28 protein-coding genes are annotated in these 26912 nt (G+C 72.7%); 5 read left to right on the top strand and 23 right to left on the bottom strand.

Annotation, left to right across the window (positions count from 1 at the left end):
- Positions 1 to 13: 13 nt before the first annotated feature.
- Positions 14 to 1444 (bottom strand): UDP-N-acetylglucosamine 1-carboxyvinyltransferase, encoded by a 1431-nt coding sequence (gene murA, locus O7598_RS04880; protein WP_269690197.1) that lies wholly within the window; start codon positions 1442 to 1444, stop codon positions 14 to 16.
- On the opposite strand from murA, the gene O7598_RS04875 reads away from it, so the two are divergent.
- On the top strand, positions 1443 to 2015 hold the full coding sequence (locus O7598_RS04875) for a cob(I)yrinic acid a,c-diamide adenosyltransferase (RefSeq protein ID WP_269690196.1): 573 nt from the start codon (positions 1443 to 1445) through the stop codon (positions 2013 to 2015). The genes murA and O7598_RS04875 overlap by 2 nt on opposite strands.
- Positions 2012 to 2410 carry a VOC family protein gene (locus tag O7598_RS04870; RefSeq protein WP_269694749.1) on the top strand — a complete coding sequence of 133 codons (399 nt, stop codon included), beginning with the start codon at positions 2012 to 2014 and terminating at the stop codon, positions 2408 to 2410. Before O7598_RS04875 ends, O7598_RS04870 begins: the two co-directional genes overlap by 4 nt.
- Positions 2411 to 2480: 70 nt before the next feature.
- On the opposite strand, the gene O7598_RS04865 is transcribed toward O7598_RS04870, so the two are convergent.
- From O7598_RS04865 to O7598_RS04855, 3 genes are all read right to left on the bottom strand, one after another.
- Complete coding sequence (locus tag O7598_RS04865; protein WP_269690195.1) at positions 2481 to 3209, bottom strand: DedA family protein; 729 nt, start codon at positions 3207 to 3209, stop codon at positions 2481 to 2483.
- An 80-nt stretch (positions 3210 to 3289) separates the two neighbouring features.
- Entirely contained in the window at positions 3290 to 3982 is a 693-nt protein-coding gene (locus O7598_RS04860) for a response regulator (RefSeq protein WP_269690194.1), read from the bottom strand.
- Entirely contained in the window at positions 3979 to 5154 is a 1176-nt protein-coding gene (locus O7598_RS04855) for a sensor histidine kinase (protein WP_269690193.1), read from the bottom strand. The genes O7598_RS04860 and O7598_RS04855 overlap by 4 nt, the downstream gene beginning before the upstream one ends.
- Positions 5155 to 5283: 129 nt before the next feature.
- Here O7598_RS04855 and O7598_RS04850 point away from each other — a divergent pair, with 129 nt between their 5' ends.
- The gene (locus O7598_RS04850; protein WP_269690192.1) at positions 5284 to 5877 is read left to right on the top strand and encodes a class I SAM-dependent methyltransferase; all 594 of its coding nucleotides are present in this window, start codon (positions 5284 to 5286) and stop codon (positions 5875 to 5877) included.
- Between the two features lie 42 nt (positions 5878 to 5919).
- On the opposite strand, the gene O7598_RS04845 is transcribed toward O7598_RS04850, so the two are convergent.
- The 14 genes from O7598_RS04845 to glyA form a co-directional block, all read right to left on the bottom strand.
- Complete coding sequence (locus O7598_RS04845; RefSeq protein WP_269690191.1) at positions 5920 to 6471, bottom strand: hypothetical protein; 552 nt, start codon at positions 6469 to 6471, stop codon at positions 5920 to 5922.
- Positions 6472 to 7087: 616 nt separating this feature from the next.
- Positions 7088 to 7543, bottom strand: a complete 456-nt coding sequence (locus O7598_RS04840; protein WP_269690190.1) for a DUF2550 domain-containing protein — start codon at positions 7541 to 7543, stop codon at positions 7088 to 7090.
- Positions 7544 to 7555: 12 nt separating this feature from the next.
- Positions 7556 to 7834 carry a F0F1 ATP synthase subunit epsilon gene (locus O7598_RS04835; RefSeq protein ID WP_047893558.1) on the bottom strand — a complete coding sequence of 93 codons (279 nt, stop codon included), beginning with the start codon at positions 7832 to 7834 and terminating at the stop codon, positions 7556 to 7558.
- A 108-nt stretch (positions 7835 to 7942) separates the two neighbouring features.
- The gene (locus O7598_RS04830; protein WP_269690189.1) at positions 7943 to 9085 is read right to left on the bottom strand and encodes an LCP family protein; all 1143 of its coding nucleotides are present in this window, start codon (positions 9083 to 9085) and stop codon (positions 7943 to 7945) included.
- A gap of 215 nt (positions 9086 to 9300) precedes the next feature.
- Complete coding sequence (atpD, locus tag O7598_RS04825) at positions 9301 to 10761, bottom strand: F0F1 ATP synthase subunit beta (protein WP_269690188.1); 1461 nt, start codon at positions 10759 to 10761, stop codon at positions 9301 to 9303.
- Positions 10761 to 11699, bottom strand: coding sequence for a F0F1 ATP synthase subunit gamma (locus O7598_RS04820; protein WP_269690187.1), 939 nt, complete (start codon positions 11697 to 11699; stop codon positions 10761 to 10763). The genes atpD and O7598_RS04820 overlap by 1 nt, the downstream gene beginning before the upstream one ends.
- Positions 11700 to 11703: 4 nt before the next feature.
- Positions 11704 to 13356 (bottom strand): F0F1 ATP synthase subunit alpha, encoded by a 1653-nt coding sequence (atpA, locus tag O7598_RS04815; protein WP_269690186.1) that lies wholly within the window; start codon positions 13354 to 13356, stop codon positions 11704 to 11706.
- A gap of 85 nt (positions 13357 to 13441) precedes the next feature.
- Complete coding sequence (locus tag O7598_RS04810) at positions 13442 to 14263, bottom strand: F0F1 ATP synthase subunit delta (protein WP_269690185.1); 822 nt, start codon at positions 14261 to 14263, stop codon at positions 13442 to 13444.
- Positions 14263 to 14802, bottom strand: a complete 540-nt coding sequence (locus tag O7598_RS04805) for a F0F1 ATP synthase subunit B (RefSeq protein WP_091069037.1) — start codon at positions 14800 to 14802, stop codon at positions 14263 to 14265. Before O7598_RS04805 ends, O7598_RS04810 begins: the two co-directional genes overlap by 1 nt.
- A gap of 28 nt (positions 14803 to 14830) precedes the next feature.
- Positions 14831 to 15058 (bottom strand): F0F1 ATP synthase subunit C, encoded by a 228-nt coding sequence (locus O7598_RS04800; protein WP_091318740.1) that lies wholly within the window; start codon positions 15056 to 15058, stop codon positions 14831 to 14833.
- Positions 15059 to 15127: 69 nt separating this feature from the next.
- Complete coding sequence (gene atpB, locus O7598_RS04795; RefSeq protein WP_269690184.1) at positions 15128 to 15925, bottom strand: F0F1 ATP synthase subunit A; 798 nt, start codon at positions 15923 to 15925, stop codon at positions 15128 to 15130.
- 11 nt (positions 15926 to 15936) lie between these two features.
- Positions 15937 to 16173: an AtpZ/AtpI family protein gene (locus O7598_RS04790; RefSeq protein ID WP_091069120.1), complete on the bottom strand. Its 237-nt coding sequence runs from the start codon at positions 16171 to 16173 to the stop codon at positions 15937 to 15939.
- A gap of 174 nt (positions 16174 to 16347) precedes the next feature.
- Positions 16348 to 16779, bottom strand: a complete 432-nt coding sequence (locus O7598_RS04785) for a hypothetical protein (protein ID WP_269690183.1) — start codon at positions 16777 to 16779, stop codon at positions 16348 to 16350.
- The gene (gene glyA, locus O7598_RS04780) at positions 16772 to 18061 is read right to left on the bottom strand and encodes a serine hydroxymethyltransferase (protein WP_269690182.1); all 1290 of its coding nucleotides are present in this window, start codon (positions 18059 to 18061) and stop codon (positions 16772 to 16774) included. The genes O7598_RS04785 and glyA overlap by 8 nt, the downstream gene beginning before the upstream one ends.
- Before the next feature lie 35 nt (positions 18062 to 18096).
- Between glyA and O7598_RS04775 the strand changes: the two genes are divergently transcribed.
- A complete protein-coding gene (locus tag O7598_RS04775) occupies positions 18097 to 19563 on the top strand; it encodes an SDR family oxidoreductase (RefSeq protein WP_269690181.1) in 1467 nt (488 codons plus the stop codon).
- A gap of 51 nt (positions 19564 to 19614) precedes the next feature.
- On the opposite strand, the gene O7598_RS04770 is transcribed toward O7598_RS04775, so the two are convergent.
- From O7598_RS04770 to prmC, 4 genes are all read right to left on the bottom strand, one after another.
- A complete protein-coding gene (locus O7598_RS04770; protein WP_269690180.1) occupies positions 19615 to 21726 on the bottom strand; it encodes a transglycosylase domain-containing protein in 2112 nt (703 codons plus the stop codon).
- A gap of 112 nt (positions 21727 to 21838) precedes the next feature.
- Positions 21839 to 22450 carry an arsenate reductase/protein-tyrosine-phosphatase family protein gene (locus tag O7598_RS04765; protein WP_091069015.1) on the bottom strand — a complete coding sequence of 204 codons (612 nt, stop codon included), beginning with the start codon at positions 22448 to 22450 and terminating at the stop codon, positions 21839 to 21841.
- Positions 22451 to 23095, bottom strand: coding sequence for an L-threonylcarbamoyladenylate synthase (locus O7598_RS04760; protein WP_091069011.1), 645 nt, complete (start codon positions 23093 to 23095; stop codon positions 22451 to 22453).
- A complete protein-coding gene (gene prmC, locus O7598_RS04755) occupies positions 23095 to 24042 on the bottom strand; it encodes a peptide chain release factor N(5)-glutamine methyltransferase (protein WP_269690179.1) in 948 nt (315 codons plus the stop codon). Before prmC ends, O7598_RS04760 begins: the two co-directional genes overlap by 1 nt.
- A gap of 73 nt (positions 24043 to 24115) precedes the next feature.
- Between prmC and O7598_RS04750 the strand changes: the two genes are divergently transcribed.
- Positions 24116 to 25669, top strand: a complete 1554-nt coding sequence (locus O7598_RS04750; RefSeq protein ID WP_091069004.1) for a GGDEF domain-containing protein — start codon at positions 24116 to 24118, stop codon at positions 25667 to 25669.
- A 68-nt stretch (positions 25670 to 25737) separates the two neighbouring features.
- Here the strand turns inward: O7598_RS04750 and prfA are convergent, their stop codons facing one another.
- Entirely contained in the window at positions 25738 to 26826 is a 1089-nt protein-coding gene (prfA, locus tag O7598_RS04745; RefSeq protein WP_091069001.1) for a peptide chain release factor 1, read from the bottom strand.
- Positions 26827 to 26912 lie beyond the last annotated feature (86 nt).

Genomic DNA, 26912 nt, shown 5'->3' with positions numbered 1-26912 from the left:
GGGATAAGGCCCGTCAGATGGCCAGGTCGGGTTCCTCCGGCGCGGTGCCCCGCTCCACCTCGACGCCGAGCGCCCGCAGGTCCGCCACGAAGTCCGGGTAGCCCCGGTCGACGTGGTGCACGTGCGAGACCTCGGTGACGCCGTCGGCGCAGAGCCCGGCGATGATCAGGCCCGCGCCGGCCCGGATGTCGGTGGCGCGCACCGGGGCGCCGGAAAGCCGCTCCCGGCCGCACACCAGCGCGTGGTGACCGTCGGTACGGATCTCCGCGCCGAGCCGCATCATCTCGTTGGCGAACATGAACCGGCCGTCGAAGATGTTCTCGGTGATCAGCGAGCCGCCGTCGCTGACCGCGGCCAGCCCGATCGCCATCGGCAGCAGGTCGGTGGCGAAGCCCGGGTAGGGCAGCGTGACCACGTCGACGGCCGCCGGCCGGTCGTCCATCCGTACCCGGAAGGCGTCGCCGCGGGTCTCCACCAGGCCGCCGGCCGAGACCAGCTTGTCCAGCGCGACCTCCAGGTAGGCCGGGTCGAGGCCGGTCACCGTCACGTCCCCACGGGTCATCGCCGCGGCGAACGCCCAGGTGCCGGCGACGATCCGGTCCCCCACCGTGGCGTGCCGGACCGGGTGCAGCTCCGGCACGCCGACGATGTGCAGCGTCGAGGTGCCGGCGCCGGAGATCCGGGCGCCCATCCGGCTCAGCATGGCGCAGATGTCGACGATCTCCGGTTCCCGGGCCGCGTTGTCGATCGTCGTGTCGCCACGGGCCAGCACGGCCGCCATCACCAGGTTCTCGGTCGCGCCGACGCTCGGGAAGTCCAGCACGATGTCCGCGCCGTGCAGGCCGTCCGGCGCCTCGGCGATGACGAAGCCGTGCTCGCCGGAGATCTCCGCGCCCATCCGGGCCAGCCCGGCGATGTGCATGTCCAGGCCGCGTGAGCCGATGGCGTCGCCGCCGGGATGGGCCACCCGCACGTGCCCGCGCCGGGCCAGCAGCGGCCCGAGCACGCAGATCGACGCGCGCAGCCGGCGGACCAGGTCGTAGTCGGCCTCCGCGCCCGGCCGCTCCGGCACGTCGATGACGACCGAGCGGGACCGTTCCCGGCCGCCGCCGGCGACCATCGGATCGACCGGGTCGTCGGGGCCGAAGCGTACGCCGCAGCCGAGCCGCCGCAGCACCTCGCCCATGATCGCGATGTCGGTGATCCGGGGCACGTTGGTGATCACGCTGCGGCCGGGCGCGAGCAGCGCGGCGGCCATCAGCTTCAACGCGGAGTTCTTCGCGCCCACCACGTGCACGGTGCCGGTCAGCCGGGCGTTCCCGCGCACCCGGATGACGTCGACGTCGCCGAGCGCCGGGTCGCCGGCGTCGCCCGGCCCCACCGCGGTCGGCCGGTCCGGCCGCACCGGGATGGTCAGGTAAGGTATCCGTAGGCTGTGCGTCATGGCCGTCCACCTCACGCGCATCTACACCAAGGCCGGCGACGCCGGCATGACCAGGCTGAGCAACAACGAGCAGGTGCCGAAAACCGATCCGCGGATCGCCGCGTACGCCGACGTCGACGAGTGCAACGCCTCGATCGGCGTCGCGCTCGCCCTGGGGCAGCTCCCGGACGAGCTGCGGACCGTGCTGGAATCCGTGCAGAACGACATGTTCGACGTCGGCGCGGACCTGGCGACGCCGGTGGAGCCGGACCCGGCGTATCCGCCGCTGCGGGTCACCGAGGAGTACGTCGAGCGCCTTGAGGGCTGGTGCGACGAGTACAACGCGCGCCTGAGCAAGCTCGACTCCTTCATCCTCCCCGGCGGCACCGCGGGCGCGGCACTGCTGCACGTGGCACGGACGACCGCCCGGCGCGCCGAGCGTGCGGCATGGGCGCTGGTCACCCACGACCCCGACCGGACCAGCACCCTCCCGGCGAAGTATCTCAACCGGCTCTCCGACCTGCTCTTCATCCTGTCAAGAACGGCCAATCCGGGCGGAGATGTGCTATGGGTGCCGGGCGGTAAGCGCTGACCGTCGGCGGCCTGCACCACGTGGAGGTGTGGGTACCCGACCTGGCGGCAGCCAGACGTAGTTGGGGCTGGCTTCTCGGCGAACTGGGCTGGACCCCGTACCAGGACTGGCCCGCCGGCGTCTCCTGGCGGCACGGGCCCACCTACCTGGTGCTGGAGGAGTCGCCGGCGCTCACCGGCCGGACCCACGACCGGCTCGCGCCCGGCCTCAACCACCTGGCCTTCCACGCCGGTCCGCCGGCCGCCGTGGACCGCCTGGTCGCCGCCGCCGGCGAACACGGCTGGGCACTGCTCTTCCCGGACCGCCATCCGCACGCCGGCGGCCCGGCCAGCTACGCCGCCTACCTCACCGACAACCAGGGGTACGAGGTCGAGCTGGTCGCCGAGACCGGCTGAGCGGCGTCCGGGGCGGCGCCGCACCCTTCTCCGGGGCTGCACCGGTCGACCGCCGCACCGGGTCGGCCGGTCAGCAGCGGTCGACCGCGCCCCGCCGGACGGGCGCGGTCCGGCCCTCGCCGGGGCGGCGGGAACCCGGCCGGCGCCGGACCGATCCCCGCCGGGCCGGGACCGCCCCGGAGCAGGCGCGGCGGGCGGCGCGCTGCCGGCGTACCCGAAGGCGCCGGAACCCGGCCGCGAGGGCGACCGCCGCCACCACCGCCACCCCGGCGGCGGCCGGCAGACCGGGCGGCAGGCCGCCGGCCGCCCAGCCGACCAGCACCGTGCCGGGCACCCAGACCGCCACCGCCGCGCCGTCGAAGAGCACGAACCGGCGGTACGGCAACCCGGCCGCGCCGGCCACCCGGGGCACCAACGTGCGGGCGAACGCGGTCCAGCGGCCGAGCAGCACCGCGATCCCGCCCCGGGCGGCGACCAGTTCCTCGGCCCGCCGCCACCGCCGCTCCCCCACCCAGCGGCCCAGCGCCGCACGACGGAGCCGGGGACCGAGCAGCCGACCCTCCAGATAGCCGATCTGGTCGCCGACGAACGCGGCGGCGGTCGTCACCGCCAGCGCGACTCCCAGGTCGACGCGGCCGGCGCGGGCCAGCAACCCGACCGTCAGCATGGTGGTCGCGGCCGGCAGCACCAGGCCGGCCAGCAGACCCACCTCGCCGGCGAGCACCGCCGCCGCGACCAGCAGCACGAGGCTCGGCGGCAGCGCGTCGAGCCGGTCCACCAGGGAGTCCAGGAAGGTCATGCGCCAAGCGTCACGCGTCCACCAGCCGGTGACGTCCTGCCCGTGGCCCGGACGGATCCTCCGAGTGGCCGGCCGCCACCCTAGGGTCCCCCCGGACCCGACACCGGGTTGAACCCGTCGTCGACCAGGCCGAGCCGGTGCGCCACCACCGCGGCCTGCACCCGGTTGCGCAGCTCCAACTTCTCCATCGCGGCCGAGACGTGCGTCTTCACGGTGGTCACCCCGAGGTGCAGCCGGGCCCCGATCTCGGCGTTCGACAGGCCCGCGCCGACCAGTGCCAGCACCTCCCGCTCCCGGGGGCTGAGTTGACCGAGCCCCGCGGCGGCCGGATCAGGGGCACTGTCACGGTCGTGGGCGGCCATCGCCCGACGCAACACCCTGGCCAGCACCGGCGGAGCCAGGAGCGGCTCGCCCGAGGCCGCCCGCCGTACCGCGTCCACCAGGTCCTCGGGCGCGCCGTCCTTGACCAGGTAGCCCTGCGCGCCGGCGCCGAGCGCCCCGTAGACGTTCGCGTCGTCGGCGAACGTGGTCAGCACCAGCACCCGGGCCGCCGGTTGCTGCCGCAGGATCCGGCGGGTCGCCTCGATGCCGTCCAGCCGGGGCATCCGCAGGTCCATCAGGATCACGTCCGGCCGCAGCCGTTCGGCGAGCCGGACCGCCTCGTGGCCGTCTCCCGCCTCGCCCACCACCTCGAAGCCACCGGCCGTCCGCAGCACCAGGGCCACCCCGGCGCGGACGAGCGCCTGGTCGTCGACCACCAGCACCCTGATCATTCGTTCTCCCTGATCGGCAGCCGAACCCGCACCCGCCAGCCGCCTCCGTCGGTGCCCCCCGCGACGAGCGTGCCACCGAGCAGACCGACCCGCTCCCGCATACCCCGCAGACCGTGCCCGGAGGCGGGCAACCGGGTACGCGGGCGGGCCGGGCCGCTGTCCAGCACCTCGACCAGCAGGGCGCTGCCGGCCACCTCGACGTCGACCGAGACGATCGTGCCCGGCCCGGCGTGCTTCAGGCTGTTGGTCAACGCCTCCTGCACCACCCGAGCCGCCGTGGTGCCGACCACCAGCGGAACCCGGTGCAGCGCCTCCGGCATCCGCACCTGCACCGCCAGCCCGGCCTCCCGCACCCGACGGGCCGCGTCCCGGATCACCTGCTCCGGCTCGACCTGCGACTCCGCCGGCTCCACCGCGTCCGGGTCGCGGAGCACCTCCAGCAGATCCCGCAACTCGTCCAGCACCTGCCCGGCGGTGTCCCGCAGCTCCCCGAGCGCCAGCACCGCCTCCTCGGGGCGCCCGGTGTGCTGCACCGCGTACCGGGCCGCGCCGGCGCGCAGGGCGATCGCCGCGACGTGGTGGGCGACGATGTCGTGCAGGTCCCGGGCGATCGCGGTCCGTTCGGTCAGCCGCACCATCCGCGCCTCCGCCGCCCGCCGCTCCTCCGCCTCCCGGGCCCGTTCCTCGGCCGCGGCCGCCGCCTGTCGTACTCCGGAGAGGTAGCGGCCGAAGGCCACCGGCGCGGCGGCGATCCCGGCCAGCATCACCACGCGCAGCACCCCGACGCCACCCCGGAGCACCTCCGTGTTGCCCGGGTCGATCACGTTGACCAACGTCGCCGTCAGGAGCAGCACGTACCCGACGGCCGTGCCCGGCCAGCCCGAGCGGTACGCGACGTAGCCCAGCGCGACCGCGGCGGCGAACTGGGCGGTGTCCGCGCCGCTGACCGTCACCGCGTCGGCGACGATCAGCACCGCCGACGTGAACAGCAGCACCGGCCAGGGCCACCGCCGGACACCCACCAGCGCGAGACCGGCGAGCACCGCGAAGACACCGGCCCACGTCTCGCGCGGAATGCCCGGGATGACGATGCGGGTGCCGATCAGACCGAGGGTGGCCGTGCCGACCCCGAGCAGCAGCTCGGGCCATCGGATCCACCGCCCACCCCCCATGCGGCCACCATACGGACCGGGGCGTGCCCGCCGGCCCTTCCACCGGCCGGCGCCCCTCCTCCAACTGGCCGGTCCACCGGCCCGCCGCACGAGGCCCGCGCCTCGTCCGGCCGCCTACCGTCGGTCGGCGTGATCAGCGACGCCCCCGCCTTCCTCGGCCAGTTCGCCCGCTACCCGTTCGCCACCGGCGCGGTGCTGCCCAGCGGCACGGTCCTCGCCCGGGACATCACCGCCGCCGTGCCACGCACCGGGCATCCGCTGGTGGTGGAACTCGGCCCCGGCACCGGCGCGTTCACCCGGGCCATCCAGCAGCGGCTGGCCGGACGCGGGCACCACCTGGCGGTCGAACTCAACCCGACCTTCGCCGCCGCCCTGGCGCGCCGGCACCCGACCGTGGACGTGGTACGCGCCGACGCCGCGAGCCTCGACCGGGTGCTCGCCGACCGGCACCTGCCGGCCGCCGACGTCGTGGTGAGCGGGCTGCCCTGGGCCGCGTTCGGCGGCGGGCGGCAGATCGCCGTCCTCGACGCGGTGCTGCGATCGCTCCCGCCGGGCGGAGTGTTCACCACGTTCGGGTACCGACACGCGTCGCCGACCCGGCCCGCCCGCCGCTTCCGGCGGCTGCTGACCGGGTCGTTCGAGGAGGTGACGATCGGGCGGACGGTCTGGGTCAACCTGCCGCCGGCCCTGGTCTACCACTGCCGCCGGCCGGTGAGTCGCTGAAGGCCGGCACCCGGTTACGGGTGCCGGCCTTCGCGTGTGTGCTTACTTGGTCCAGTGCTGGTCGACCAGGTCGGTGGCCTGCTTCTCCCACTGGGCGTAGGCGTCCGGGTAGGCCGACACCTGCACGGTCTGGGCGGCCTTGGTCAGCGGCATGTCCTGCCAGCCGTCGACCTGCTTGAGGCCCTTGAGGAACGCAAGCGTGGAGTACTCGGGGTCGGTGATCTGCTCCGGGGTGCCCCAACCGGAGGAGGGGCGCTGCTGGAACAGGCCCAGCGAGTCGTGATCGTTCTTGTCGCCGAGGTGGCCGAGGTTCTCCAGCTTCGACTCCTGCAACGCGGTGGCGATCGAGACGATCGCGGCGCGCTCGGGCAGGCCGGCCTTCTTCGTCGCGGCGATGATCGCCTTGACGTTGGCGGTCTGCTCGTCGTTGAGAGTGATGGTCGACTGCTCACCCTGCACGCTCGCCACCGCGACCGGCTTGGTGCCGGCGTGGGCGGGGGTGTCGGCGTGCGCGGCGATCGGACCGGCGAACACACCACCGGTGAAGGCCAGACCAGCGATACCGAGAATGCTCTTGCGCAGGATCGTGTTCATGGGGGGCTCCATTCGGGGGTCGACGCACCCGGGGGACGGGGTGCGGGCACCGTCAGGCGCTCAAGAAGTCTTCGGGGGGTCCGGCTTGCTCGCGGGGCAGGAGGGTGCCTCGTCGCGGGTGCCGGGAGTGTGTGTAACGACCGGGCGGCCACCGTCATTCCCGGGGCCGTCACCGCAGGGGATGCGGGTCGGCCCGCCTCCGGGCCGGCGGCGCGGTGCGCTCGCCTTCCTCGGTCGTTCACCCGTCTACAACGCCCCGCACCCCGCGACGATTCCACCCCCAGGGTGCCGCCCACCACCCCCGAACCAGACAAATAACTCATCCGGGAAACATTCGACTGGAACGTCACGGGCGTCCCGGGGTCACGCAGACCTCCATGGCGTTTCCACCCACGCCTCACCGTCCCCACGACTGGAACGCCATGGGTGTCTCACGCCCTCACACGACCGCACCCGCGGCGGTGACCAGCCCGCCGCGGCCCGGCCCGGCCCGGCCCAGCGATCTTGGAGTTGTGGCACCTCCGATATCCGGGTGAACCCGACATTCCCCGGCACCGCAAGTCCAAGATCAACGAAGCGGGCGCCGGCTCGCCGAACTGGAGTCGATCAAGAAGGGTCAGGCGGCGGGCCAGTCCTGGGAGGCCATACGCGGCGAGACCGCCCCCGGAGGGGCGGCCTCGAGCCAGGAGAGGAAACCGGTGACCGTGGACCGCGCCATGGCGATCTCGACCGGAGCCTGGTGACTGGTACAGCGCAGGATCACCCAGTCGGCCGGCATGGAGAGGCGCTCCTGCCCCTCGGGCAGCCGCCGGCGCTCCACGGCCAGCCCCTTGCGGGAGAGCACCCGCTTCGGGCGCAACGCGAAGCTGAACATGCGGTACCAGCGGAGCTGGTCGCCGGCGAACCGACCGAAGCCGGGCGACCAGCCGCGACCGTCGAGCATGGTGGTCACCCGGACGCTCAGCCGGATGATGCCACCGCTACGGGTGAACAGGGCCCGCCGGATGAAGAGGATCAGAAGCCCGACGACGACGACCGCGACGCCGATTCCGATCCCTTCCACGATCTCCATCGGCGGGTCGGCTCAGCGGGCCGGGGTTGCCGGGGTGGCGCTCTCGGCCAGGACGGTCACGCCCTCGCCGGTCACCGACAGGAAGCCGCCGGCGACGTCGTAGGCGACCTGCTGGCCGCCGGCCTGCTTGATGCGGACCTGGCTGGGCTCCGCGAGCTGGCCGAGCAACGGCGCGTGCCCCGGCAGCACACCGAGCTCACCCTCGGTCGTCCGGGCGACGACCATCTCGGCCTCACCGGTCCAGACCTTCTCCTCGACGGCTACGAGCTCGACGTGAAGCTGCTGTGCCACGCTGTCTCCTTGCTGCGGCGGCGGATTGCCGAAAGTCTAGTCGCGCACTCGTCGACCGCCCAAGGCGGGTGGTGAGAGCCGGACCACGGCGTCCCGCACCCGCTCAGGCTACTTGCTCTTCTGCTTGAAGTCGGGGTGCTCCAGCAGGAAACCGTCCAACTGGTCGGTGCGCAGCGCGGCGAAGAAGTCGTCGGACGGGGCGAGCAGTTCCTCGCCCCGGTAGGCGCTGCCCTGGCCGATCGGCCCGCCGGGCAACTTGATCGTCTCGATCGCGTCGGGACGGATGTCCTTCAGGGCGAGCCCGAAGTCGACGACGCTGTTGCCCCGGCCGTTGAAGATCAGCGACTGCCCGGCCGCGCGCAGCACCCGGTCCAGCTTCACCGGGTTGGCCACCACGTCCGCGCTGAACGCCTGGCTCACCATCGCCTTGACGAACTGCTGCTGGTGCCGCTGGCGGCCGTAGTCCGCGTCCGGCACACCGTTCTTCGGGTAGCGCTGCCGGACGTAGTCCAGCGCCTGCCACCCGTTGAGGTGGGCGTCGCCCTTCTCGTAGCGCGCCTGCGGGCCGAGGTAGCCGCCGCCGCCGGGCCGCAGCTGGCGTGCCGTGCCGTCCGGCTTGAGGTGTTCGGACTTCACGTCGCGCTCGATGTACATGTCGACGCCCCCCATGGCGTCGACGATCTTCTTGAACCCGCTGAAGTTGATGATCGCGCCGGCGTCGAACCGCTTGATGCCGGTGACCCCCTGCACGGTCCTGGCGAGCAGCTCGAAGCCCTGGGCGGCGCTCGGGTCCTTGCCCGGCACGTTGCTGCCGTGCGACATGGCGGCGTTGATCCGGTCGGTGCCGCCGCGGTAGTCGGCCTTCGGGAAGGCCGGGATGTCCACCCGCAGGTCGCGGGGAAGCGAGAAGAGGTAACCGCGGTCCATGCCGGCCGGTACGTGCAGGATCATGATCGAGTCGGAGAGCGGCCGGGTCCTCGGGTTGCGGGGGTCGATGCCGACCAGCAGGATGTTGAGCGGGCCCTTGATGTCGCTCTTCTTCTCGGTGGCGCCGGCGGCCTGGTCGCCGAAGAGGTCGCCCTTGCCGACCGCGCCCTCGTAGCGCGCGACGAGCGTGTGGTATCCCACCAGCACCGAGCCGCTGAGCACCACCATGACGATGCCGAGGATGGTGCAGACCCGGGCCCACCGGGGCACGCCACGCCACATGGACCGCTTGCCGCGATCCGTGCCGCCCTTACCCACGAGCATCTCCAATCGTCGCGCCTACGAAGAAGAGACGGGCGCGGGGGTCCGTTCCGTTGCAGAGATCAACGGCCGTGATGCGAATTCGTGTCACGAACGGTACCGCGCCAGTAGCCGAACCGCCCGCCGGCGAACCGGGCATCCGGCACGTCAGCGGCCCGGAACAGGCGAAGGCCGCCCCGACCAGATGTCGGGGCGGCCTTCGTGGTGTGAGCGGGCTCTCAGCCCTCCTCGTCCATCAGCTCCTTGGCCTTGGCCTTGAGGTCCTCCAGGCCACCGCACATGAAGAACGCCTGCTCCGGGAAGTGGTCGAACTCCCCCTCGCTGATCCGGCGGAAGGCGTCGATGGTCTCCGAGATCGGGACCGTCGAGCCCGGCACGCCGGTGAACTGCTCGGCGGCGTACGTGTTCTGCGAGAGGAACCGCTCGATCCGGCGGGCGCGGCCGACGGTGAGCTTGTCCTCCTCGGAGAGCTCCTCGATGCCGAGGATGGCGATGATGTCCTGCAGGTCCTTGTAGCGCTGCAGGATCCGCTTCACCTCGGTGGCGACGGCGAAGTGGTCCTCGCCGACGAACTCCGGGGCGAGGATCCGGGACGAGGACGCCAGCGGGTCCACGGCCGGGTAGATGCCCTTGTCGGAGATCGACCGCTCCAGGTTGGTGGTCGCGTCGAGGTGGGCGAACGTGGTGGCCGGCGCCGGGTCGGTGTAGTCGTCGGCGGGCACGTAGATCGCCTGCATCGAGGTGATGGCCTGGCCCCGGACGGAGGTGATCCGCTCCTGGAGCTCGCCCATCTCGTCGGCCAGGGTCGGCTGGTAACCCACGGCGCTCGGCATGCGGCCGAGCAGCGTGGAGACCTCGGAACCGGCCTGGGTGAAGCGGAAGATGTTGTCGATGAAGAGCAGCACCTCCTGCTTCTTCACGTCGCGGAAGTATTCCGCCATGGTGAGCGCGGAGAGCGCCACCCGCAGCCGGGTGCCCGGCGGCTCGTCCATCTGGCCGTAGACCAGTGCGGTCTTGTCGATGACGCCGGACTCGGTCATCTCGGCGATGAGGTCGTTGCCCTCGCGGGTGCGCTCACCCACGCCGGCGAAGACCGAGGTACCGCCGAAGTTCCGGGCCACCCGGGTGATCATCTCCTGGATGAGCACCGTCTTGCCCACGCCCGCGCCGCCGAACAGGCCGATCTTGCCGCCCTTGACGTACGGGGCGAGCAGGTCGATGACCTTGATGCCGGTCTCCAGCATCTCGGTCTTCGGCTCCAGGTCCGCGAAGGCCGGGGCCTTGCGGTGGATGCCCCAGTGGTCGTCGGCCTGGATGGTCTCGCCCTCGGTGAGGTTGAGGCACTCGCCGATCGCGTTGAACACGTGGCCCTTGACCGCGTCGCCCACCGGCACGCTGATCGGCGCGCCGGTGTCGCGGACGTCGGCGCCCCGGACCAGACCGTCGGTCGGCTGCATCGAGATGGCGCGGACCAGGTTGTCACCCAGGTGCTGGGCGACCTCCAGGGTCAGCGTCTTTTCACCGCCGGAGAGCGTCACGTCGACGTGCAGGGCGTTGAACAGCCCCGGCATGGCGTCGCGCGGGAACTCGGCGTCGACGACCGGGCCGATGACCCGGACCACGCGACCCGTGGCCGTCTTGGGCTCCGCCGGATTCCCGGCGACGGTGGAAACAGTCATCACACTTCACTTCCCGACGCGGCCAGCGCGTTCGCGCCGCCGACGATCTCACTGATCTCCTGGGTGATCCCGGCCTGACGGGCCGAGTTCATCTCACGCGTGTACTTCTCGATCATCTCTTCGGCGTTGTCGGTGGCGCTCTTCATCGCCCGCCGACGGGCGGCCGACTCACTCGCCGCCGACTCCAGCAACGCCGCGTAGATCCGCGTGTTGATGTACTTCGGCAGGAGTGCGTCGAGCAGCGACTCCGGCTCCGGCTCGAACTCGTACGCCGGAAGCAGGCCGCCCGGTGCCTCGGAGCGCGGACGCTCCTCGACCTCCATCGGCCCGATGATCCGGGTGAGCGGGTTCTGCGTCATCAGGGACTTGAACTCGGTGTAGACGATGTGCAGCTCGTCCACGCCGAGGATCCCGTCCGCGCCGGCGTGGCCGTCCGCGTCGTCCGCGCCGGCGGTGAACGCCTTGATCAGCGTGTCACCGACCTCGCGGGCGTCGTCGAACGACGGCTGCTCGGAGAAACCGGTCCAACTGCCGGCGATCTCCCGGTTGCGGAACCGGTAGTACGCCACGCCCTTGCGGCCGATGACGTAGAGCACCGGCTCCTTGCCGTCGGCGCGCAGCCGGGCGATCAGCGACTCGGCGGTGCGGATCGCGTTCGAGCTGTACCCGCCGGCCAGGCCACGGTCGGCCGTGACCAGCAGGACGCCGGCCCGCCGCACCCGCTCACGCGAGGTGAGCAGCGGGTGGTCGATCCGCGCGTTCGAGGCCAGCGCCGTCAGCACGCCGGTGATCGCCTCGGCGTACGGCAGCGAGGCCGCCACCTTGGCCTGGGCCTTGGCGATGCGGCTCGTCGCGACGAGCTCCATCGCCTTGGTGATCTTCTTCATCCCCTTGGCGGAACGGATCCGCTGTCGGAGAACGCGTACCTGCGCGGCCATCGGATCAGCTCTCGGCCGGGCGGTCGGTGCTGCCGTCGCGGAAGCGGGTCACCGTCTCGCGGGTCTGCTCGCCCTCGAGCGCCTCGGCCGGGGCCTCGTTGATCCGGACCTCGTCCTCCTTGCCCAGGAAGACCTGCTTGAACTCGGTGATGGCCGAGTCCAGCGAGGAGATGATGTCGTCGCCCCACTTGTTGTCCGCGATCGCGGCCAGCACGCCCTCGTGCTTGTGCCGGAGGTACTGGAGGAACTCCGACTCGAAGCGGCGGACCTCGCCGACCGGGACGTCGTCGAGCTTGCCCTCGGTGCCGGCCCAGACGGAGACGACCTGCTCGTTCACCGGGTACGGCGAGTAGTTCGGCTGCTTGAGCAGCTCGACCAGGCGGGAACCACGGGCGAGCTGGTTCTGCGAGGCGCGGTCCAGGTCGGAGGCGAAGGCGGCGAACGCCTCCAGCTCACGGAACTGGGCCAGGTTGAGCCGCAGCGAGCCGGCGACCTTCTTCATCGGCTTCACCTGCGCGGCGCCGCCGACCCGGGAGACCGAGGTGCCGACGTTGATGGCCGGCCGGACGCCCTGGTTGAACAGGTCGGTCTCGAGGAAGATCTGACCGTCGGTGATCGAGATGACGTTGGTCGGGATGAACGCCGAGATGTCGTTCGCCTTGGTCTCGATGATCGGCAGGCCGGTCATCGAGCCGCCGCCCAGCTCGTCGGAGAGCTTGGCGCAGCGCTCCAGCAGGCGGGAGTGCAGGTAGAAGACGTCACCCGGGTAGGCCTCACGGCCCGGCGGGCGGCGCAGCAGCAGCGACACGGCCCGGTACGCCTCGGCCTGCTTGCTCAGGTCGTCGAAGACGATCAGGACGTGCTTGCCGCCGTACATCCAGTGCTGCCCGATGGACGAGCCGGTGTAGGGCGCGAGGTACTTGAAGCCGGCCGGGTCGGAGGCCGGGGAGGCGACGATGGTGGTGTATTCCATCGCGCCGGCCTCCTCCAGCGTCCCCTTGATGGAGGCGATGGTGGAGGCCTTCTGGCCGATCGCGACGTAGATGCAGCGGACCTGCTTCGTCGGGTCGCCGGAGCGCCAGTTGTCCCGCTGGTTGAGGATGGCGTCCAGCGCGACGGTGGTCTTGCCGGTCTTCCGGTCGCCGATGATCAGCTGACGCTGACCGCGGCCGACCGGCGTCATCGCGTCGATGGCCTTGATGCCGGTCTGCAGCGGCTCGAAGACCGACTGCCGGGCCATCACGTTCGGGGCCTGCAGCTCCAGCTCGCGGAAGCCCTCGTTGGCGATGTCGCCGATGCCGTCGATCGGCTCGCCGAGCGCGTTGACCACGCGGCCGAGGAACGCGTCACCGACCGGCACGGAGAGCACCCGGCCGGTGCGCTTGACGCGCTGACCCTCTTCGATCCCGCCGAAGTCACCGAGGACGACGACACCGATCTCCCGGACGTCGAGGTTCAACGCCACGCCGAGCGTGCCGTCCTCGAACTCCAGGAGCTCGTTGGTCATGGTCGAGGGGAGACCCTCGACGTGGGCGATGCCGTCGCCGGCGTCGGCGACGGTGCCGACCTCCTCGCGGGAGACGTCGGCCGTGTAGGAGGAGACGTAGCGCTCCAGGGCGCCGCGGATCTCCTCCGTCGAGATGGTCAGCTCGGCCATCCTCTGCTTCCTTAAAGTTCAGGGGTCCGGGATACCTAGTACCGACCGGTCCGATGGCGTCGAATCAGGGCTGCTAAGACGCTGGTCAGCGCTTCGCGAGCGCGTTGCGGGTCTCGTTGAGGCGGCGCAGGACGGTGCCGTCGTACAGGTCGGAGCCGACCCGTACGCGCACCCCGCCGAGCACGTCGGGGTCGACCGTCTGCTTGACGGACACCTCCCGACCGTACATCTCGGAGAGGCGGGCACCGAGGCGTCGCTCCTCCTCGTCGGTCAACGGGGCCGCCACGGTCACGTACGCGACCTGACGGTCCCGCCGGTCGGCCGCCAGCTCGACCAGCCGGGTGAGCGCTCCGACGAAGGAGCGCCCCCCGAAGCCGGCGAGCGCGGCCTCGACGAGTCGGACGGTGACCGGCCGGGCCTTGCCGTCGAGCAGCTGACCGGTGAGGCCGGCCCGCCGCTCGGCCGGGGCCATCGGGTCGGAGAGCGCGTTGGACAGCTCGGTGGAACCGGAGACGACCTGCCCGAAGCGGAACAGCTCGTCCTCGACCTCGCCCAGCTCGCCGGCGGAGTCGGCGCTCGCCAGGAGCGCCTCCACACCCAGCCGCTCGACGCCGTCGAGCAGTTCCGACGGTGCCGACCAGCGTCCCGAGACCAGCGCGGTGAGCAGGTCGAGCGCCTCCGCGCCGACCTTGCCGCTGATGATCCCGGTGAGCAGCGCGCCGCGGTCCTCGCCCGAGCGGGCCGGGTCGGAGAGCGCCCGGCGCAGCCGCGGCTCGCGCCGCAGCAGGGCGGCGACGGAGAGGATGTCGTCGGCGGTGGAGGCCACCGCCGACGGCTCCGCGCCGCGGACGTACGCGTCGAGGCGCGCGACCCCGGCGGCGTACGACTCCCGGCTGGCGGCCTGCATCAGCGGGCCCCCGTGCTCTCGAGACCGTTCAGGAACCGGTCGACGGTGCCCTTGCGACGCGCCTCGTCGGCCAGCGACTCACCGACGATCTTGCTGGCCAGGTCCACCGCTATGGTGCCCATCTCGGTGCGCAGCTCGCGCACGATGGTGGCCCGCTCGGCCTGGAGCTGCTCCTTGCCGGCGGCGATGACCCGGTCGGACTCCTCGCGCGCCTTGGCGAGGATGTCCTGGCGGATGCCCTCGGCGTCGGCCCGGGCGTCGTCCCGGATCCGGGCGGCGTCCGTGCGCGCCTCGGCGAGCTGGGCACGGTACTGCTCGAGCAGCTGGTTCGCCTCGGCCTGCGCGGCCTCGGCGCGCTTGATGCCGCCCTCGATCGCGTCGACCCGGGCCTGGAACGTCTGCTCCATGCGCGGGAAGACGAACTTCATCAGCACGAAGCAGAGGACACCGAAGGCGACCAGCCCGACCACGATCTCCTGCCAGACAGGGATGATCGGGTTGTGGGTCGTCTCACCACCCTCAGCGGCGAGGAAGAACATGGAAGACCTCCCGGTCAGAGGGGTGGGGTCAGCCGGCCCAGATGAAGCCGAAGGCGATGCCCAGCAGCGCCAGCGCCTCGATGACGGCGAAGCCGATCCAGACGTACGGGAGGGTCATCCGGGACGACTCCGGCTGGCGGGCGGTCGACTGGATGTAGGCCGAGAAGACCAGGCCCACGCCGATGCCCGGGCCGATGGCGGCCAGGCCGTAACCGATGGCAGCGGTGCTGCCCGTTACCTCGGCAAGGATGCTCATTGCGGTTCCTCCTGGTTATCACGCGTGACGGTCACGCGGATCGACAACGGTTGGTGCGAAAGTTTCGGATCAGTGCTCGTCGGCGAGGGCGCCCTGCACGTAGCTGGCGGTCAGCACCGTGAAGACGTACGCCTGCAGACAGATCACCAGGAACTCGAGGAAGGTCAGCGCGATCGTCATCACCCAGGACAGCACCGACACCGGCGCCAGCCAGACGTTGGCGCTGATCATGGCGAAGCCGCCGAGCGTGAAGACCAGCAGGAGCATGTGGCCGGCGAACATGTTCGCGAAGAGACGGACGGCCAGCGAGAACGGCCGGACCAGGAAGGTCGAGAAGAACTCGATCGGGATCAGCAGCGGCAGGATGTACCAGGGCGCCGGCGGGATCAGGGAGTTCTTGAAGTACTTCACGAAACCGTGGTGCCGGATGCCGACGAAGTTGAACATCAGGTAGCTGATCACGGCGAGGATGGCCGGGAACGCGATGTGCGAGTTCGGCGAGATCTGGAAGAAGGGCACGATCGCGAAGAAGTTCGTCAGCAGGATGAAGCAGAAGAGCGTGGTGAAGTACGGCGCGAACCGCACCCCCGCGTGCCCGATCATGTCCACCGCGATGTTGTTGCGCACGAAGCCGTAGATGGACTCCGCGTACCACTGCTTCTTGGTGGGGACCAGCTGCGGGTTCCGGTAGCTGACCAGGAAGAAGATGATCAGAATGCCGACGGCGACCCACACCATCGCCGTGATCTTGGTGAACCAGTACGAGTTCTCCGCACCCCAGGGCAGGATGCTGGGCAGGTAGAAGTCCCCCACCTTCGGCGGGAATTCCGCCTGGCCCTGAGCCAGGACGTTCGCCTGTCCGAACACCGCGTCCCTTCCTAAGTAGGCGTGCCCAGCCGGCGGACGACCAGGATGATGCCCCCGGCCATGCCGAGCACGACCCCGATGCCGGTGGCGACGCCGCCGGTATCGAGCCAACGGTCGACCAGCCAGCCGATGAAACCCCAGACGAGCATGCCCCCGATGAGGTATGAGAGCGCGGTCCAACCCTGACCGGCACCGGACGGAACGTCGCCCGAGCCGCCAGTGTTGGGGGGTTTCTGGTCACCGGCCATGACGGGGCGAACGATATCAGTCGAGCAGAAGAGGTTGTGCCTCACCCCCCGCACAACCTGGTTGTGTGGGACACGGGCGGGCGAAGTCGTCTGGAGGCACCGTACTCCTCCCCCGCCACTGAGAGAATGACCGATCGCGGACACGTCCGCGCGTCGTCCGAAGGATGGGACGGGTCAGCCCGTCGCCCGTCGGGCGTGGACGGTCGCCAGCCACCAGACGTGCACGCCGGTCCAGACCACCACGCCCGCGGCGATGCCCAGGCAGAACGGGATCAGCCCCGGCCAGCCGGTCGAGCCGACCAGGACCATCACCCCGCCGAGCGCGGTGATCTTGGCGATGTAGAGGCCCAGCCCGAACGGCAGCACGAGCTGCGGATCGCGGGCGTCGGCCCACGCCAGCACCACCGTGGTCAGCGTGTAGCTGGCGGCGGTGACGGCCACCCCGGCCGCCGCGCCGAGCGCGCCGTCCGCGCCCCGCCACACGCCGCCGACCACCGCCGCCACCGCCGCCATGACCGCCACCGCGGCCAGCAGCACCGGCAGGTGGCGCAGTCGCCAGCCACGGTCCGCGGCCGCCTCCGCCGCGCGCGTCCCCGGCTCAGCCACGGGGGTACGCCGGGAACGCGGTGACCAGCTCGGTCACGTCGGCGGCCACCCGGGCCAGCTCGTCGGCGCCACCGGGCGACTCCGGATCGGTCCGGACCGCCCGGCAGATCAACGCCGCGATCCGCCGCATCTCCCCCTCGCGCATGCCCTGGGTGGTGACGCTCGGCGTGCCCACCCGGACGCCGGAGGCGACCATCGGCGACTGGGGGTCGTACGGGATGGCGTTCTTGTTCAGCGTGATCCCGGCGGCGTCGCAGCGGGCCTCGGCCTGCGCGCCGGTCACGCCGGTCTCCCGCAGGTCGAGCAGGGCCAGGTGGGTGTCGGTGCCGCCGGAGACCGGCCGCAGGCCCTCGGCGGCCAGCCCGTCGGCGAGCGCCCGGGCGTTGCCGACCACCTGGGCCGCGTAGGTGCGGAACTCCGGCTGCGCGGCCTCGCGCAGCGCGACCGCCTTCGCGGCGACCGCGTGCATCAGCGGGCCGCCCTGGGTGAACGGGAAGACCGCCTTGTCGATCCGGGCGGCCAGCGACTCCCGGCACAGGATCATGCCGCCGCGCGGCCCGCGCAGCACCTTGTGCGTGGTCGCGGTGACCACGTCGGCGTGCGGCACCGGCGACGGGATCGCGCCGCCGGCCACCAGGCCGACGAAGTGCGCGGCGTCCACCATCAGGTACGCGTCGACCTCGTCGGCGATCTCCCGGAACCGGGCGAAGTCGATCAACCGGGGGTACGCGGTCGCGCCGCAGATGATCATCTTCGGCCGATGGGCCCGGGCCAGGTCGCGCACCTCGTCGTAGTCGATCGTCTCGGTGTCCGGCCGGACCGTGTAACCGACCGGGTGGAACCACTTGCCGGAGAAGTTCACCCGGCTGCCGTGGGTCAGGTGCCCGCCGTGCGGCAGGTCCATCGCCAGCACGGTGTCGCCGGGCTGCACCAGCGCCGCGTACGCGGCCAGGTTGGCGCTCGCGCCGGAGTGCGGCTGGACGTTGGCGTGCTCGGCGCCGAACAGGTCCTTCGCCCGGGCGACGGCCAGCTCCTCGGCCCGGTCCACCTCGGCGCAGCCGCCGTAGTAGCGCCGGCCCGGATAGCCCTCGGCGTACTTGTTGGTCAGCGTGGAACCCAGCGCGGCCAGCACCGCCGGCGAGGTCAGGTTCTCGCTGGCGATCAGTTGCAGGCCGCCGCGCAGCCGCTCCAGCTCCCCCAGCACCACCCCGGCGATCTCCGGGTCGACGGTGCTGAGCTGCTCGAAGTCCGGCCCCCAGAAGGTGTCCCTCGCGTTCTCCACAGCGAAGGAGTCTACGGAGCCGCACACTGGAGGCCGTGAGATGCCTCGTCACCGGCGCCACCGGCTACATCGGCGGGCGCCTCGCGCCCCGGCTCCTGACCGAGGGGCACGACGTGCGCTGCCTGGCCCGCAAGGCCGGGCGGCTGCGCGACGTGCCCTGGGCCGCGAAGGCGGAGATCGTCGAGGGCGACCTGCGCCGGCCGGAGACGCTGCCGGCCGCGTTCGAGGGTGTGGACGTCGCCTACTACCTGGTCCACTCGCTGGGCCAGCGCGGTTTCGAGGCGGCCGACCGGGAGGCGGCGACGAACTTCGCCGAGGCGGCGCGCGCCGCCGGCGTACGCCGGATCGTCTACCTGGGTGGGCCGGAGCCGGCGGAACGGGAGGGCCTGCCCTCGGCGCACCTGCGCTCCCGCGCGGAGGTCGCCCGGATCCTGCTCGACAGCGGCGTGCCGACCGCGGTGCTGCGGGCCGCGGTGATCATCGGTTCCGGCTCGGCGTCCTTCGAGATGCTGCGCTACCTGACCGAGCGGCTGCCGGCCATGGTCACCCCGCGCTGGGTGCGCAACCGGATCCAGCCGATCGCGGTCCGTGACGTGCTGCGCTACCTGGCCGGTTGCGCGCACCTGCCGCCGGAGGTGAACCGCGGCTTCGACATCGCCGGCCCGGACGTGCTGACGTTCGCGCAGATGATGCAGCGCTACGCCCGGGTGGCCGGGCTGCGACAGCGGATCATCCTGCCGGTGCGCCCGCTCACCCCGGGGCTCTCCTCGCACTGGGTCGGCCTGATCACCCCGGTGCCGAACGCGATCGCCCGGCCGCTGGTGGAGAGCCTGATCCACGAGGCGGTGGCGCACGAGCACGACATCGCCCGGTACGTGCCCGACCCGCCGGACGGGCTGACCGGCTTCGACCAGGCGGTCGGGCTGGCGCTGGCCAAGGTGCGCGACGCGCAGGTGGAGACGCGCTGGTCGAACGCGAGCGGGCCGGACGCGCCGGCCGAGCCCCTGCCGTCGGACCCGGACTGGTCCGGCGGCACGGCCTACACCGACGTGCGGGAACAGGCCGTCGGCGCGCCGCCGGCCGCGCTGTGGCGGGTCATCGAGGGCGTCGGCGGCGAGCACGGCTGGTATTCGTTCCCGCTGGCCTGGTCGGTGCGCGGCTGGCTGGACCGGCTGGTCGGCGGCGTGGGGCTGCGTCGGGGCCGGCGGGACCCGCACCGGCTCCAGGTCGGTGAGGCGCTGGACTTCTGGCGGGTCGAGGAGATCGTCCCGGGCGAGCTGCTGCGGCTGCGCGCCGAGATGCGGGTACCCGGCCGGGCCTGGTTGGAGATGCGCGCCGAGCCGGCCGCCGACGGCCACAGCCGTTACGTCCAGCGCGCCGTCTTCCTCCCGCACGGCCTGCCCGGCCACCTCTACTGGGCCTCGGTCGCCCCGTTCCACGCCGTCGTCTTCGGCGGCATGGCCCGCAACATAGCCCGAGGCGCCGAACAGCCCTCCGGTTAGGCGGGGCCCCTTGTTAACGGCTGGCGTTGACAAGGGGCCCCGCCTTACACCTCAGTTGCCGGTGCGGGGGTTGGTGTGCTGGAAGGCGACGGACTCGCCCGGGGGGACGAAGTCGCGGACCGGCTGGTCGCGCAGGGCCCAGGCGAGGATCCGCCCGACGGCGGGGATCTGCCGCTTCTGCACGCCGCCGCCGACCGCGTCGCGCGGGTCGTCCGGGTTCGCCGCGATGGTCGCCACGGCGAGCTGCGGGGTGAACGCCACCACGGTCTCCGTGGCGTTCCGCTCCGAGCTGCCGGTCTTGCCACCCAGCGGCCGGCGCAGCCCGGGAGCCAGCTCCTCCGCCGTGCCGCCCGCACAACGCCGGTACATCGACTGGTCGCCCACCGGGCAGCGGCTGGCGTCGGCCGCCGCGCGGGCCACCTCGGTGTCGAGCACCTGCCGGCAGTCGGTGTCACCGGCGGCCACCCGCCGGCCGGTCGCGTCCGTGATCGAGGTGACCGGGGTGGGCCGGCACCAGGTGCCCTCGGCGGCCACGGTGGCGTACGCGTTGGCCAGGTCCAGCGGCGTGGTGGCGGAGACCCCGAGGGTGAACGGCCCCCAGCTCGCCGCCCCGTCCCGGGCCATCTTCGCGTCCTGCGGCGAGCGGAACACGATGCCCAGCCGCTCCGCCATCTCGACCACCCGGTCCGCGCCGACCCGCTCGGTCAGCCAGGCGAAGTAGGTGTTCACCGAACGGCCGAACGCGTCCCACATGTCCCGGTCGCCGTCCATCCAGTAGGTGTTGGCGTTCGCCGGGCACCACCGGCCGCCACAGCTGGCCGGACCGCCGGCGATCGGGTACTTGGTGACGTAGACGCGGGGCGCGTCGAACTCGGTGTCCAGCGGCAACCCGGCCTCCAACGCGGCCAGCAGGGCGAACAGCTTGAACGTCGAGCCGGCCTGGTAGCCGGCGATGCCGCCACCCCCGGCCACCAGCTGGTTGACCGTGTTCGGGTAGTTCTGCTGCCCGGCCGGGTTGTCACCCACGCCGTAGCCGCGGTTCACGGCCAGGGCCAGCACCCGCCCGGTGCCCGGCTGCACCACGGCGGTCGGCGCGGCGCGCTGGATCGTCTCCGGGTAGATCGTCCGCACCTGCTCGCTCGCCTTGGCCTGCACGTCCGGGTCGAGCGAGGAGACGATCGACCAGCCGCCGCGGCGCAGCGTGCGCTGCCGCTCGTCGACCGTCGTGCCGAACGCCGGCTGGGCGTTCCACCACTGGGTGAACCAGTCGCAGAAGAAGCCCCAGTCGTTGTGACCGGCGGGCACCGCGGCGCAGTCGTTCGGGGTGGCGCTGGGCTTCAGGTTCAGCGGGTTGGCCTTGGCCGCCGCCGCGTCCGCCGGGCTCACCCGGCCGGTCTCCGCCATCCGGTCCAGCACGTACGCGCGGCGGTCCAGCGCCGCACCGGAGTCGCCGTTGATCGGGTCGTCGTGGTCCGGCGCCCGCACCAACCCGGCGAGCATGGCCGCCTGGCCCAGCGTGAGCCGGGCCGGGGTGGTGGAGAAGTAGCGCTTGCTGGCGGCGGCGATGCCGTACGCGCCGGCGCCGAAGTAGGCGATGTTCAGGTAGCGGCCGAGGATCTCGTCCTTGCCGATGCGCCGTTCCAGCGTCAGCGCGTACCGCATCTCGCGGATCTTGCGCCCGGCGGTGATCTCGGTGGCCGCGGCCCGCTGCTGCTCGGTCAGCCGGGGGTCACCGGCCAGCGCGTTGCGGACGTACTGCATGGTCAGCGTGGAGGCGCCCTGCCGGGTGCCCTCCTTGCGGTTGGCCGTCAGCGCCCGCAGCACGCCGCGCACGTCGACGCCGTGGTGCTCGTAGAAGCGGGCGTCCTCGGCGGCCACGATGGCGTCGCGCATCACCGGCGCGACCTCGCCGACCGGCACGTCCACCCGGTCCTCGACGTAGAACGAGGTGACGAGCGTGCGGCCGTCGTTGGCGTACAGGTTGGAGCGCTGCGCCGGCTGCGGCGCCTTGAGCGCCTCCGGCAGTTCGGTGTACGGCATCAGGTTTTTCACGCCGAGCCCGAAGACCAGCGCGGCCGGCAGCGCCGCGGCGGCCAGGGCCAGGCCGGCGAGCACGCCGGCGAGCAGAACGGTGAACAGCTTGTCGAGATGGGCGCGGTTCATCAGCTCTCCCCGCAGGAGCCGGCCGTACGGACCCGTCAAGAATGACCGGATTCGCCCTTTTGCCCGACCTGTTCGGAGAAATGCGCAGGAAGTTCGCGAGAAAGGATGAACCTCAGGGCAGCAGCGCGGCGGCCAGCGGCTGGACCGTCTCCTCGATCTCGTCGGCCACCCGGCTGAAGCACTGGTCGCCCCGGCCCCAGGGGTCGTCGAGGTCGTCGGTGGTCAACGCGGAGGCGCCCTGCCGGGCCGCCTCGGCGGCCGCCACCAACGCGACGCCCCGGGCGTGCACCGCCTCCGGCGTCGGCGCCGCCGGCGGCAGGGCCGACCGGTCCAGCGCGCCGAGCAGGCGACCGAACTCACCCAGCACGAACGTGCGCCCGGCGGCGTCCGGCCGCAGCGCCACCACGTACTCCTGCTGGTCGGCGGTGGCGGTGAGCACCAGGTCGGCGGCGTCGATCAGGTCGGAGCGCAGCCGCCGCGCGGCGAACCCGGCCACCTCACCGCCCCGCGCGGTCACCTGCCGCGCCGCCGGCGGGTTCATCTCCTCACCGGCGTGCCACCCGCCGGTGCCCGCGCTGTGGCTGTGCACGAGCGCGTCCGAGCCGGCCGGGTCGACGTCGAGACGGGACAGCCGCTCCCGGACGGCGAGCAGCAACAGCCGCTCGGCCATCGGCGACCGGCAGATGTTGCCCATGCAGACGTGCAGGACGGTGAACGGCGGCACTCAGAACCCCCGCTCGTCGAGGGTGCCCGGTGCCACCTCGCGCAGCTTCGCCAACGTCACCGCGCCCTGCCGCAGCACCCGCGGCACCTCGCCGGTCAGGTCGACGATGGTGCTCGGCACCGGGTCGACCGCCGGCCCGGCCTCCAGGTAGGCCCGCACGCCGTAACCGAGCTGGTCGCGGGCCTCCTCGGCGGTGAGCGCGGCCGGCTGGCCGATCTTGTTGGCCGAGGCCACCGCCATCGGCCCGGTCTCCCGCAGCACCTCCAGCGCCACCGGGTGCAACGGCATCCGCACCGCGACCGTGCCGCTGGTGTCGCCCAGGTCCCAGGCCAGACTCGGCGAGTGCTCCACCACGATCGTCAGCGCGCCCGGCCAGAACGCCTCCACCAGGTCGCGCGCCGCCTGCGGCAGCGAGAAGACCAGGCCGTCGAGCGTGTGCCGGGAACCGATCAGCACCGGGGGCGCCTGCCGGGCGCCACCCTTGGTGTCCGCCAGGGCCTTCACCGCGTACGGCGTGAACGCGTCCGCCCCGATGCCGTAGACCGTGTCGGTCGGCAGGACGACGAGTTCGCCGTTCTTGACGGCCTCGATGGCAGCGGCGATGCCGCGGTCCCGGTCGGCGGGCGACCGACAGTCGTAGAGCATCACGAGAAGTCAGTCTGCCACGCCGGAGCGGCGTCGGCGGAACGGCCGTCCGCCCGCCGGGACGCGGTCGCCCACCGGGGCCGCCCGGCCAGGTCCCGGTGCTCCTCGACGCGCTCGTACCGGCCGTCGCCGGAGAACACCGCCGGCACCGCCGCGGCGTGCGTGTCGTCGTGCTCGACGCCGATCACGCCACCCGGGCGCAGCAGCGTCGCGGCGCGCGTCACCACCGGACGGATCACGTCCAGCCCGTCCGCGCCGCCGAACACCGCCTCGTCCGGATCGTGGCCGGCCACCTCCGGCGGCACCGGCACCGACCTCGGCACGTACGGCGGGTTGCAGAGCAGCACGTCGACCCGGCCGGCCAGGTCCGCCAGCAGGTCCGGGCCGGTGACGTCGGCGACCACCACCTCGACCGGCCGGTCTCCCGCGGCGGCCCGTGCGGCGGCGTTGCGGCGCAGCCAGGCCAGCGCTGCCGGGGACCGCTCCACCGCCACCACCCGCGCCGACGGCACCTCCTGCGCCACCGCCAGCGCGATCGCGCCGGAGCCGCTGCACAGGTCGACCACGAGCGGCGCGGCCAGCCGCCGGGCCGCGTCGATCCCCCAGCCGGCCAGCAGCTCGGTCTCCGGCCGGGGCACGAACACGCCCGTGCCGACCGCCAGCTCCAGGTGCCGGAAACCGGCCGCGCCGGTCAGGTGCTGCAACGGCTCCCGGGCCACCCGCCGGCCGACCAGCGCGTCGAGCCGATCCCGCTGGGCCGCGTCGAATCCGTCGGCCAACGCCAGCCGGCCGCGCGGCACCTGGAGCACGTACGCGGCCAGTTGCTCGGCCTCCGACCGGGGCGACTCGACACCGGCGGAGGCCAGCGCCCGCGCCGTCCGGGCGACGACCACCGAGGCTCGTTCGCGTTCTGACCCTTCGGACGGGTGTTGCGGGAGTGTGCTCACGCAATAATCATGAAGCGTCGCGGGTCGCCACACGAGCGGGTGCGTCCGGGCGCACACGGCAGGGAGGTCGCGAGTGGGCTGGCTCGACCAGGTCGAGGACCAGGTTGACGCCCTCCGGAGCGCGCGCGCGTTGCAGGAGGCCAGCCGCTCCGCCGAGGCGTGCGTCCTGCTGGATCGCGTGATCCGCACCACCGGCGACCCGTACGCCCGGGCCGACGCGCTGGTCCAGCGCCTGTCCGCGCTGATCAATCTCGGTCGAACGGCCGAGTTCACCCGGGCCATCGAGGACGCGTCCGCCGCGGTGCGGGACCTGGCCGAGCCCTACCTGCACGGGCACCTCAACGCGCTCGCCGCGCTCGCCGCCCACCACCAGGGCGCGCTCGACCGGTGCGTCATGCACCTGGTCCGGGCCGCCCGCGCGCTGGGCGCCGACGACACCCCGGACCGGGACACCGCCTGGGGCTGGCACGACCTGGCGATGGCCTACTCCTACCTCAGCTTCCACGGCCACGCGCTCGGCGCGATCGAGCGGGCCCGCGAGGTCGGGCTGAGCGCCGGCATCCCCGAGGAGACGTTCGCCGCGCCGGGCATCCGGCTGCGCAACGCGGTGGCGCTGGACCACAACGGCGACAGCGACGGCTGCCTGCGGGTGCTCCGGGACGTGGCCGGCGACCTGGCCCGGTTCCTGCGCGGCGGGCGGGCCGGCAACATCCGGCCCAGCAGCCTGGCCGCCTACGGGTACGCCGCCGCCCGGCGGGCCGCGCTCGGCGACCGGGTGGAGTCCGCCGGGGACGCCGACCCGAACCGGCTGCTCGGCCACGGCGGGGACAGCGCCCGCGCCCGCGACCTGCGCCAGCTCGGCCAGGTCTGCCTGGCCGTCGCGGCCGGCCGGCCGATCGAGGCGGTCACCCGGCTGGACGCGATCCGGGTCTCCGACGAGACGCTGGGCGCGGCCGAGTCGCCCCGGCTGCGCAGCGTCGCGCTCGCCCGCGCCGGCGACCACGTCGGCGCGCACCGCGCCGACCGGCACGCGTTCCGGCTGGCCGCGCGGCGCAGCGACCGGCTGCGCGACGTCTACATCGACGGCATCGCCGCCCGGATCGACCACGAGGAGATGCGCCGCGAGGCCGCCCGCTACGAGGGCGAGGCGCTCACCGACCCGCTCACCGGCCTGCCCAACCGCCGCCGGCTGGAGCGCTACCTGGGTGCGGTGGTGTCCCGGGGTGAGCGGGTGGTGATCGGCGTCTGCGACCTCGACGGGTTCAAGGCGGTCAACACCCGCCACGGTCACCACTCGGGCGACCTCGTGCTGCAACGGGTGGCCGGCGTGATCAACCGGGTGATGCGGCGGGGTGACTTCGTGGCCCGCTACGGCGGCGACGAGTTCGTCGTGGTGCTGCCCGACACCGGCATGTCCGAAGCGGTCGAGGTGGCCCGGCGGATCGAGGCGGCGGTGCGCACGGAGGACTGGGAGTCCCTGGTGCCGGGCACACCGGTCGGGGTGACCATCGGCTTCGCCGAGGTCGACGGCAGCACCACGATCAGCGTCCGGGAGGCGCTCGGCGCCGCGTTCGAGTTGGCCGACCGCGAGATGCTGCGCGCCAAGGACCGCCTCCGCGCCAGCTGAGGTGTAAGGAGGGGCCCCCGGTTAACGCCTCCGGTATAGGCGGGGCCCCCTGTTGACACCCGCAGCGCTCAGCGGCGGGACAGCTCGGTCCCGCCGGCCAGCCGGGCCGCGCGGTCCGCCTCGGCCAGCGCGTCGAGCACCCCGTCCAGCTCGCCGGCCAGGGCCAGATCGAGGTTGTACGCGGTGTAGCCGATCCGGTGGTCGGTGATCCGGTTCTGCGGGAAGTTGTAGGTGCGGATCCGCTCCGAGCGGTCCACGGTGCGAACCTGCGCCTTGCGGGCGTCCGAGGCGGCCGCGTCGGCCTGCTCCTGGGCCGCGGCGAGCAGCCGGGCGCGCAGGATCCGCATCGCCTGCTCGCGGTTCTGCAGCTGTGACTTCTCGTTCTGGCAGGAGACCACGATGCCGGTCGGCACGTGGGTGATCCGGACCGCCGAGTCGGTGGTGTTTACCGACTGGCCACCCGGCCCGGACGAGCGGAACACGTCGATCCGCAGCTCGTTCGGGTCGATGGTGACGTCCACGTCCTCCGCCTCGGGCAGCACCAGCACGCCGGCCGCGCTGGTGTGGATCCGGCCCTGCGACTCGGTCACCGGCACGCGCTGCACCCGGTGCACGCCGCCTTCCCACTTGAGCCGGGACCAGACCCCGTTGCCGCCGTCCGGCACGCCCTTGGTCTTGATCGCCAGGGAGACGTCCTTCACGCCGCCGAGGTCGGAATCCTGGGCGTCGATCACCTCGGTGAGCCAGCCCCGCCGCTCCGCGTACCGGGTGTACATCCGCAGCAGGTCGCCGGCGAACAGCGCCGACTCCTCGCCGCCCTCGCCGGCCTTGATCTCGACGATCACGTCCTTGGCGTCGTGCGGGTCACGCGGGATGAGCAGTTCGGCGAGCCGCTCCTCCAGCGCCGGCAGGGCGGCCGCGAGGGTGTCCGCCTCGGCCGCGAACGAGGCGTCCTCGGCGGCCAGCTCGCGGGCGGCCACCAGGTCGGCCCGGGCCTGCTCCAGCTCGCCGGCCGCCTTGTGCAGCGGGACCAGCTCGGCGTACCGCCGGCCGACCCGCCGGGCGGTGCCCTGGTCGGCGTGGATGGCCGGGTCGGCCAGCCGCTTCTCCAGGTCGGCGTACTCGTCGAGGAGGGCGGCCAGGCGCTCACTGCTCATGCTGCGGAGGCTCCTTCGATGAAACCGGCGTAGACGGACGAACGCCCGTGTCCGGCACGGAGCCGGACACGGGCGTCGTCGACGGA

Origin of the sequence: Micromonospora sp. WMMC241 (assembly GCF_027460165.1) — a bacterium.
In the GTDB taxonomy this organism is placed as follows: Bacteria; Actinomycetota; Actinomycetes; order Mycobacteriales; family Micromonosporaceae; genus Micromonospora; species Micromonospora humi.
The sequence above is the reverse complement of the archived record's forward strand: the minus strand, read 5'-3'. Positions and strand labels throughout refer to the sequence as shown.

Coding starts and splice junctions, on each gene's coding strand:
- O7598_RS04855 (WP_269690193.1), bottom strand. CDS start 5,154: ATGGGGGGTGGGCGGTGGATCCGATGGCCCGAGCTGCTGCTCGGGGTC.
- O7598_RS04760 (WP_091069011.1), bottom strand. CDS start 23,095: ATGCTCTACGACTGTCGGTCGCCCGCCGACCGGGACCGCGGCATCGCC.
- O7598_RS04845 (WP_269690191.1), bottom strand. CDS start 6,471: ATGAACACGATCCTGCGCAAGAGCATTCTCGGTATCGCTGGTCTGGCC.
- O7598_RS04810 (WP_269690185.1), bottom strand. CDS start 14,263: ATGCAGGCCGCCAGCCGGGAGTCGTACGCCGCCGGGGTCGCGCGCCTC.
- prfA (WP_091069001.1), bottom strand. CDS start 26,826: ATGAGCAGTGAGCGCCTGGCCGCCCTCCTCGACGAGTACGCCGACCTG.
- murA (WP_269690197.1), bottom strand. CDS start 1,444: ATGACGCACAGCCTACGGATACCTTACCTGACCATCCCGGTGCGGCCG.
- O7598_RS04865 (WP_269690195.1), bottom strand. CDS start 3,209: ATGACCTTCCTGGACTCCCTGGTGGACCGGCTCGACGCGCTGCCGCCG.
- atpA (WP_269690186.1), bottom strand. CDS start 13,356: ATGGCCGAGCTGACCATCTCGACGGAGGAGATCCGCGGCGCCCTGGAG.
- O7598_RS04860 (WP_269690194.1), bottom strand. CDS start 3,982: ATGATCAGGGTGCTGGTGGTCGACGACCAGGCGCTCGTCCGCGCCGGG.
- O7598_RS04790 (WP_091069120.1), bottom strand. CDS start 16,173: ATGGCCGGTGACCAGAAACCCCCCAACACTGGCGGCTCGGGCGACGTT.
- O7598_RS04805 (WP_091069037.1), bottom strand. CDS start 14,802: ATGTTCTTCCTCGCCGCTGAGGGTGGTGAGACGACCCACAACCCGATC.
- O7598_RS04770 (WP_269690180.1), bottom strand. CDS start 21,726: ATGAACCGCGCCCATCTCGACAAGCTGTTCACCGTTCTGCTCGCCGGC.
- O7598_RS04840 (WP_269690190.1), bottom strand. CDS start 7,543: ATGGAGATCGTGGAAGGGATCGGAATCGGCGTCGCGGTCGTCGTCGTC.
- atpD (WP_269690188.1), bottom strand. CDS start 10,761: ATGACTGTTTCCACCGTCGCCGGGAATCCGGCGGAGCCCAAGACGGCC.
- O7598_RS04800 (WP_091318740.1), bottom strand. CDS start 15,058: ATGAGCATCCTTGCCGAGGTAACGGGCAGCACCGCTGCCATCGGTTAC.
- O7598_RS04830 (WP_269690189.1), bottom strand. CDS start 9,085: ATGCTCGTGGGTAAGGGCGGCACGGATCGCGGCAAGCGGTCCATGTGG.
- O7598_RS04875 (WP_269690196.1), top strand. CDS start 1,443: ATGGCCGTCCACCTCACGCGCATCTACACCAAGGCCGGCGACGCCGGC.
- O7598_RS04820 (WP_269690187.1), bottom strand. CDS start 11,699: ATGGCCGCGCAGGTACGCGTTCTCCGACAGCGGATCCGTTCCGCCAAG.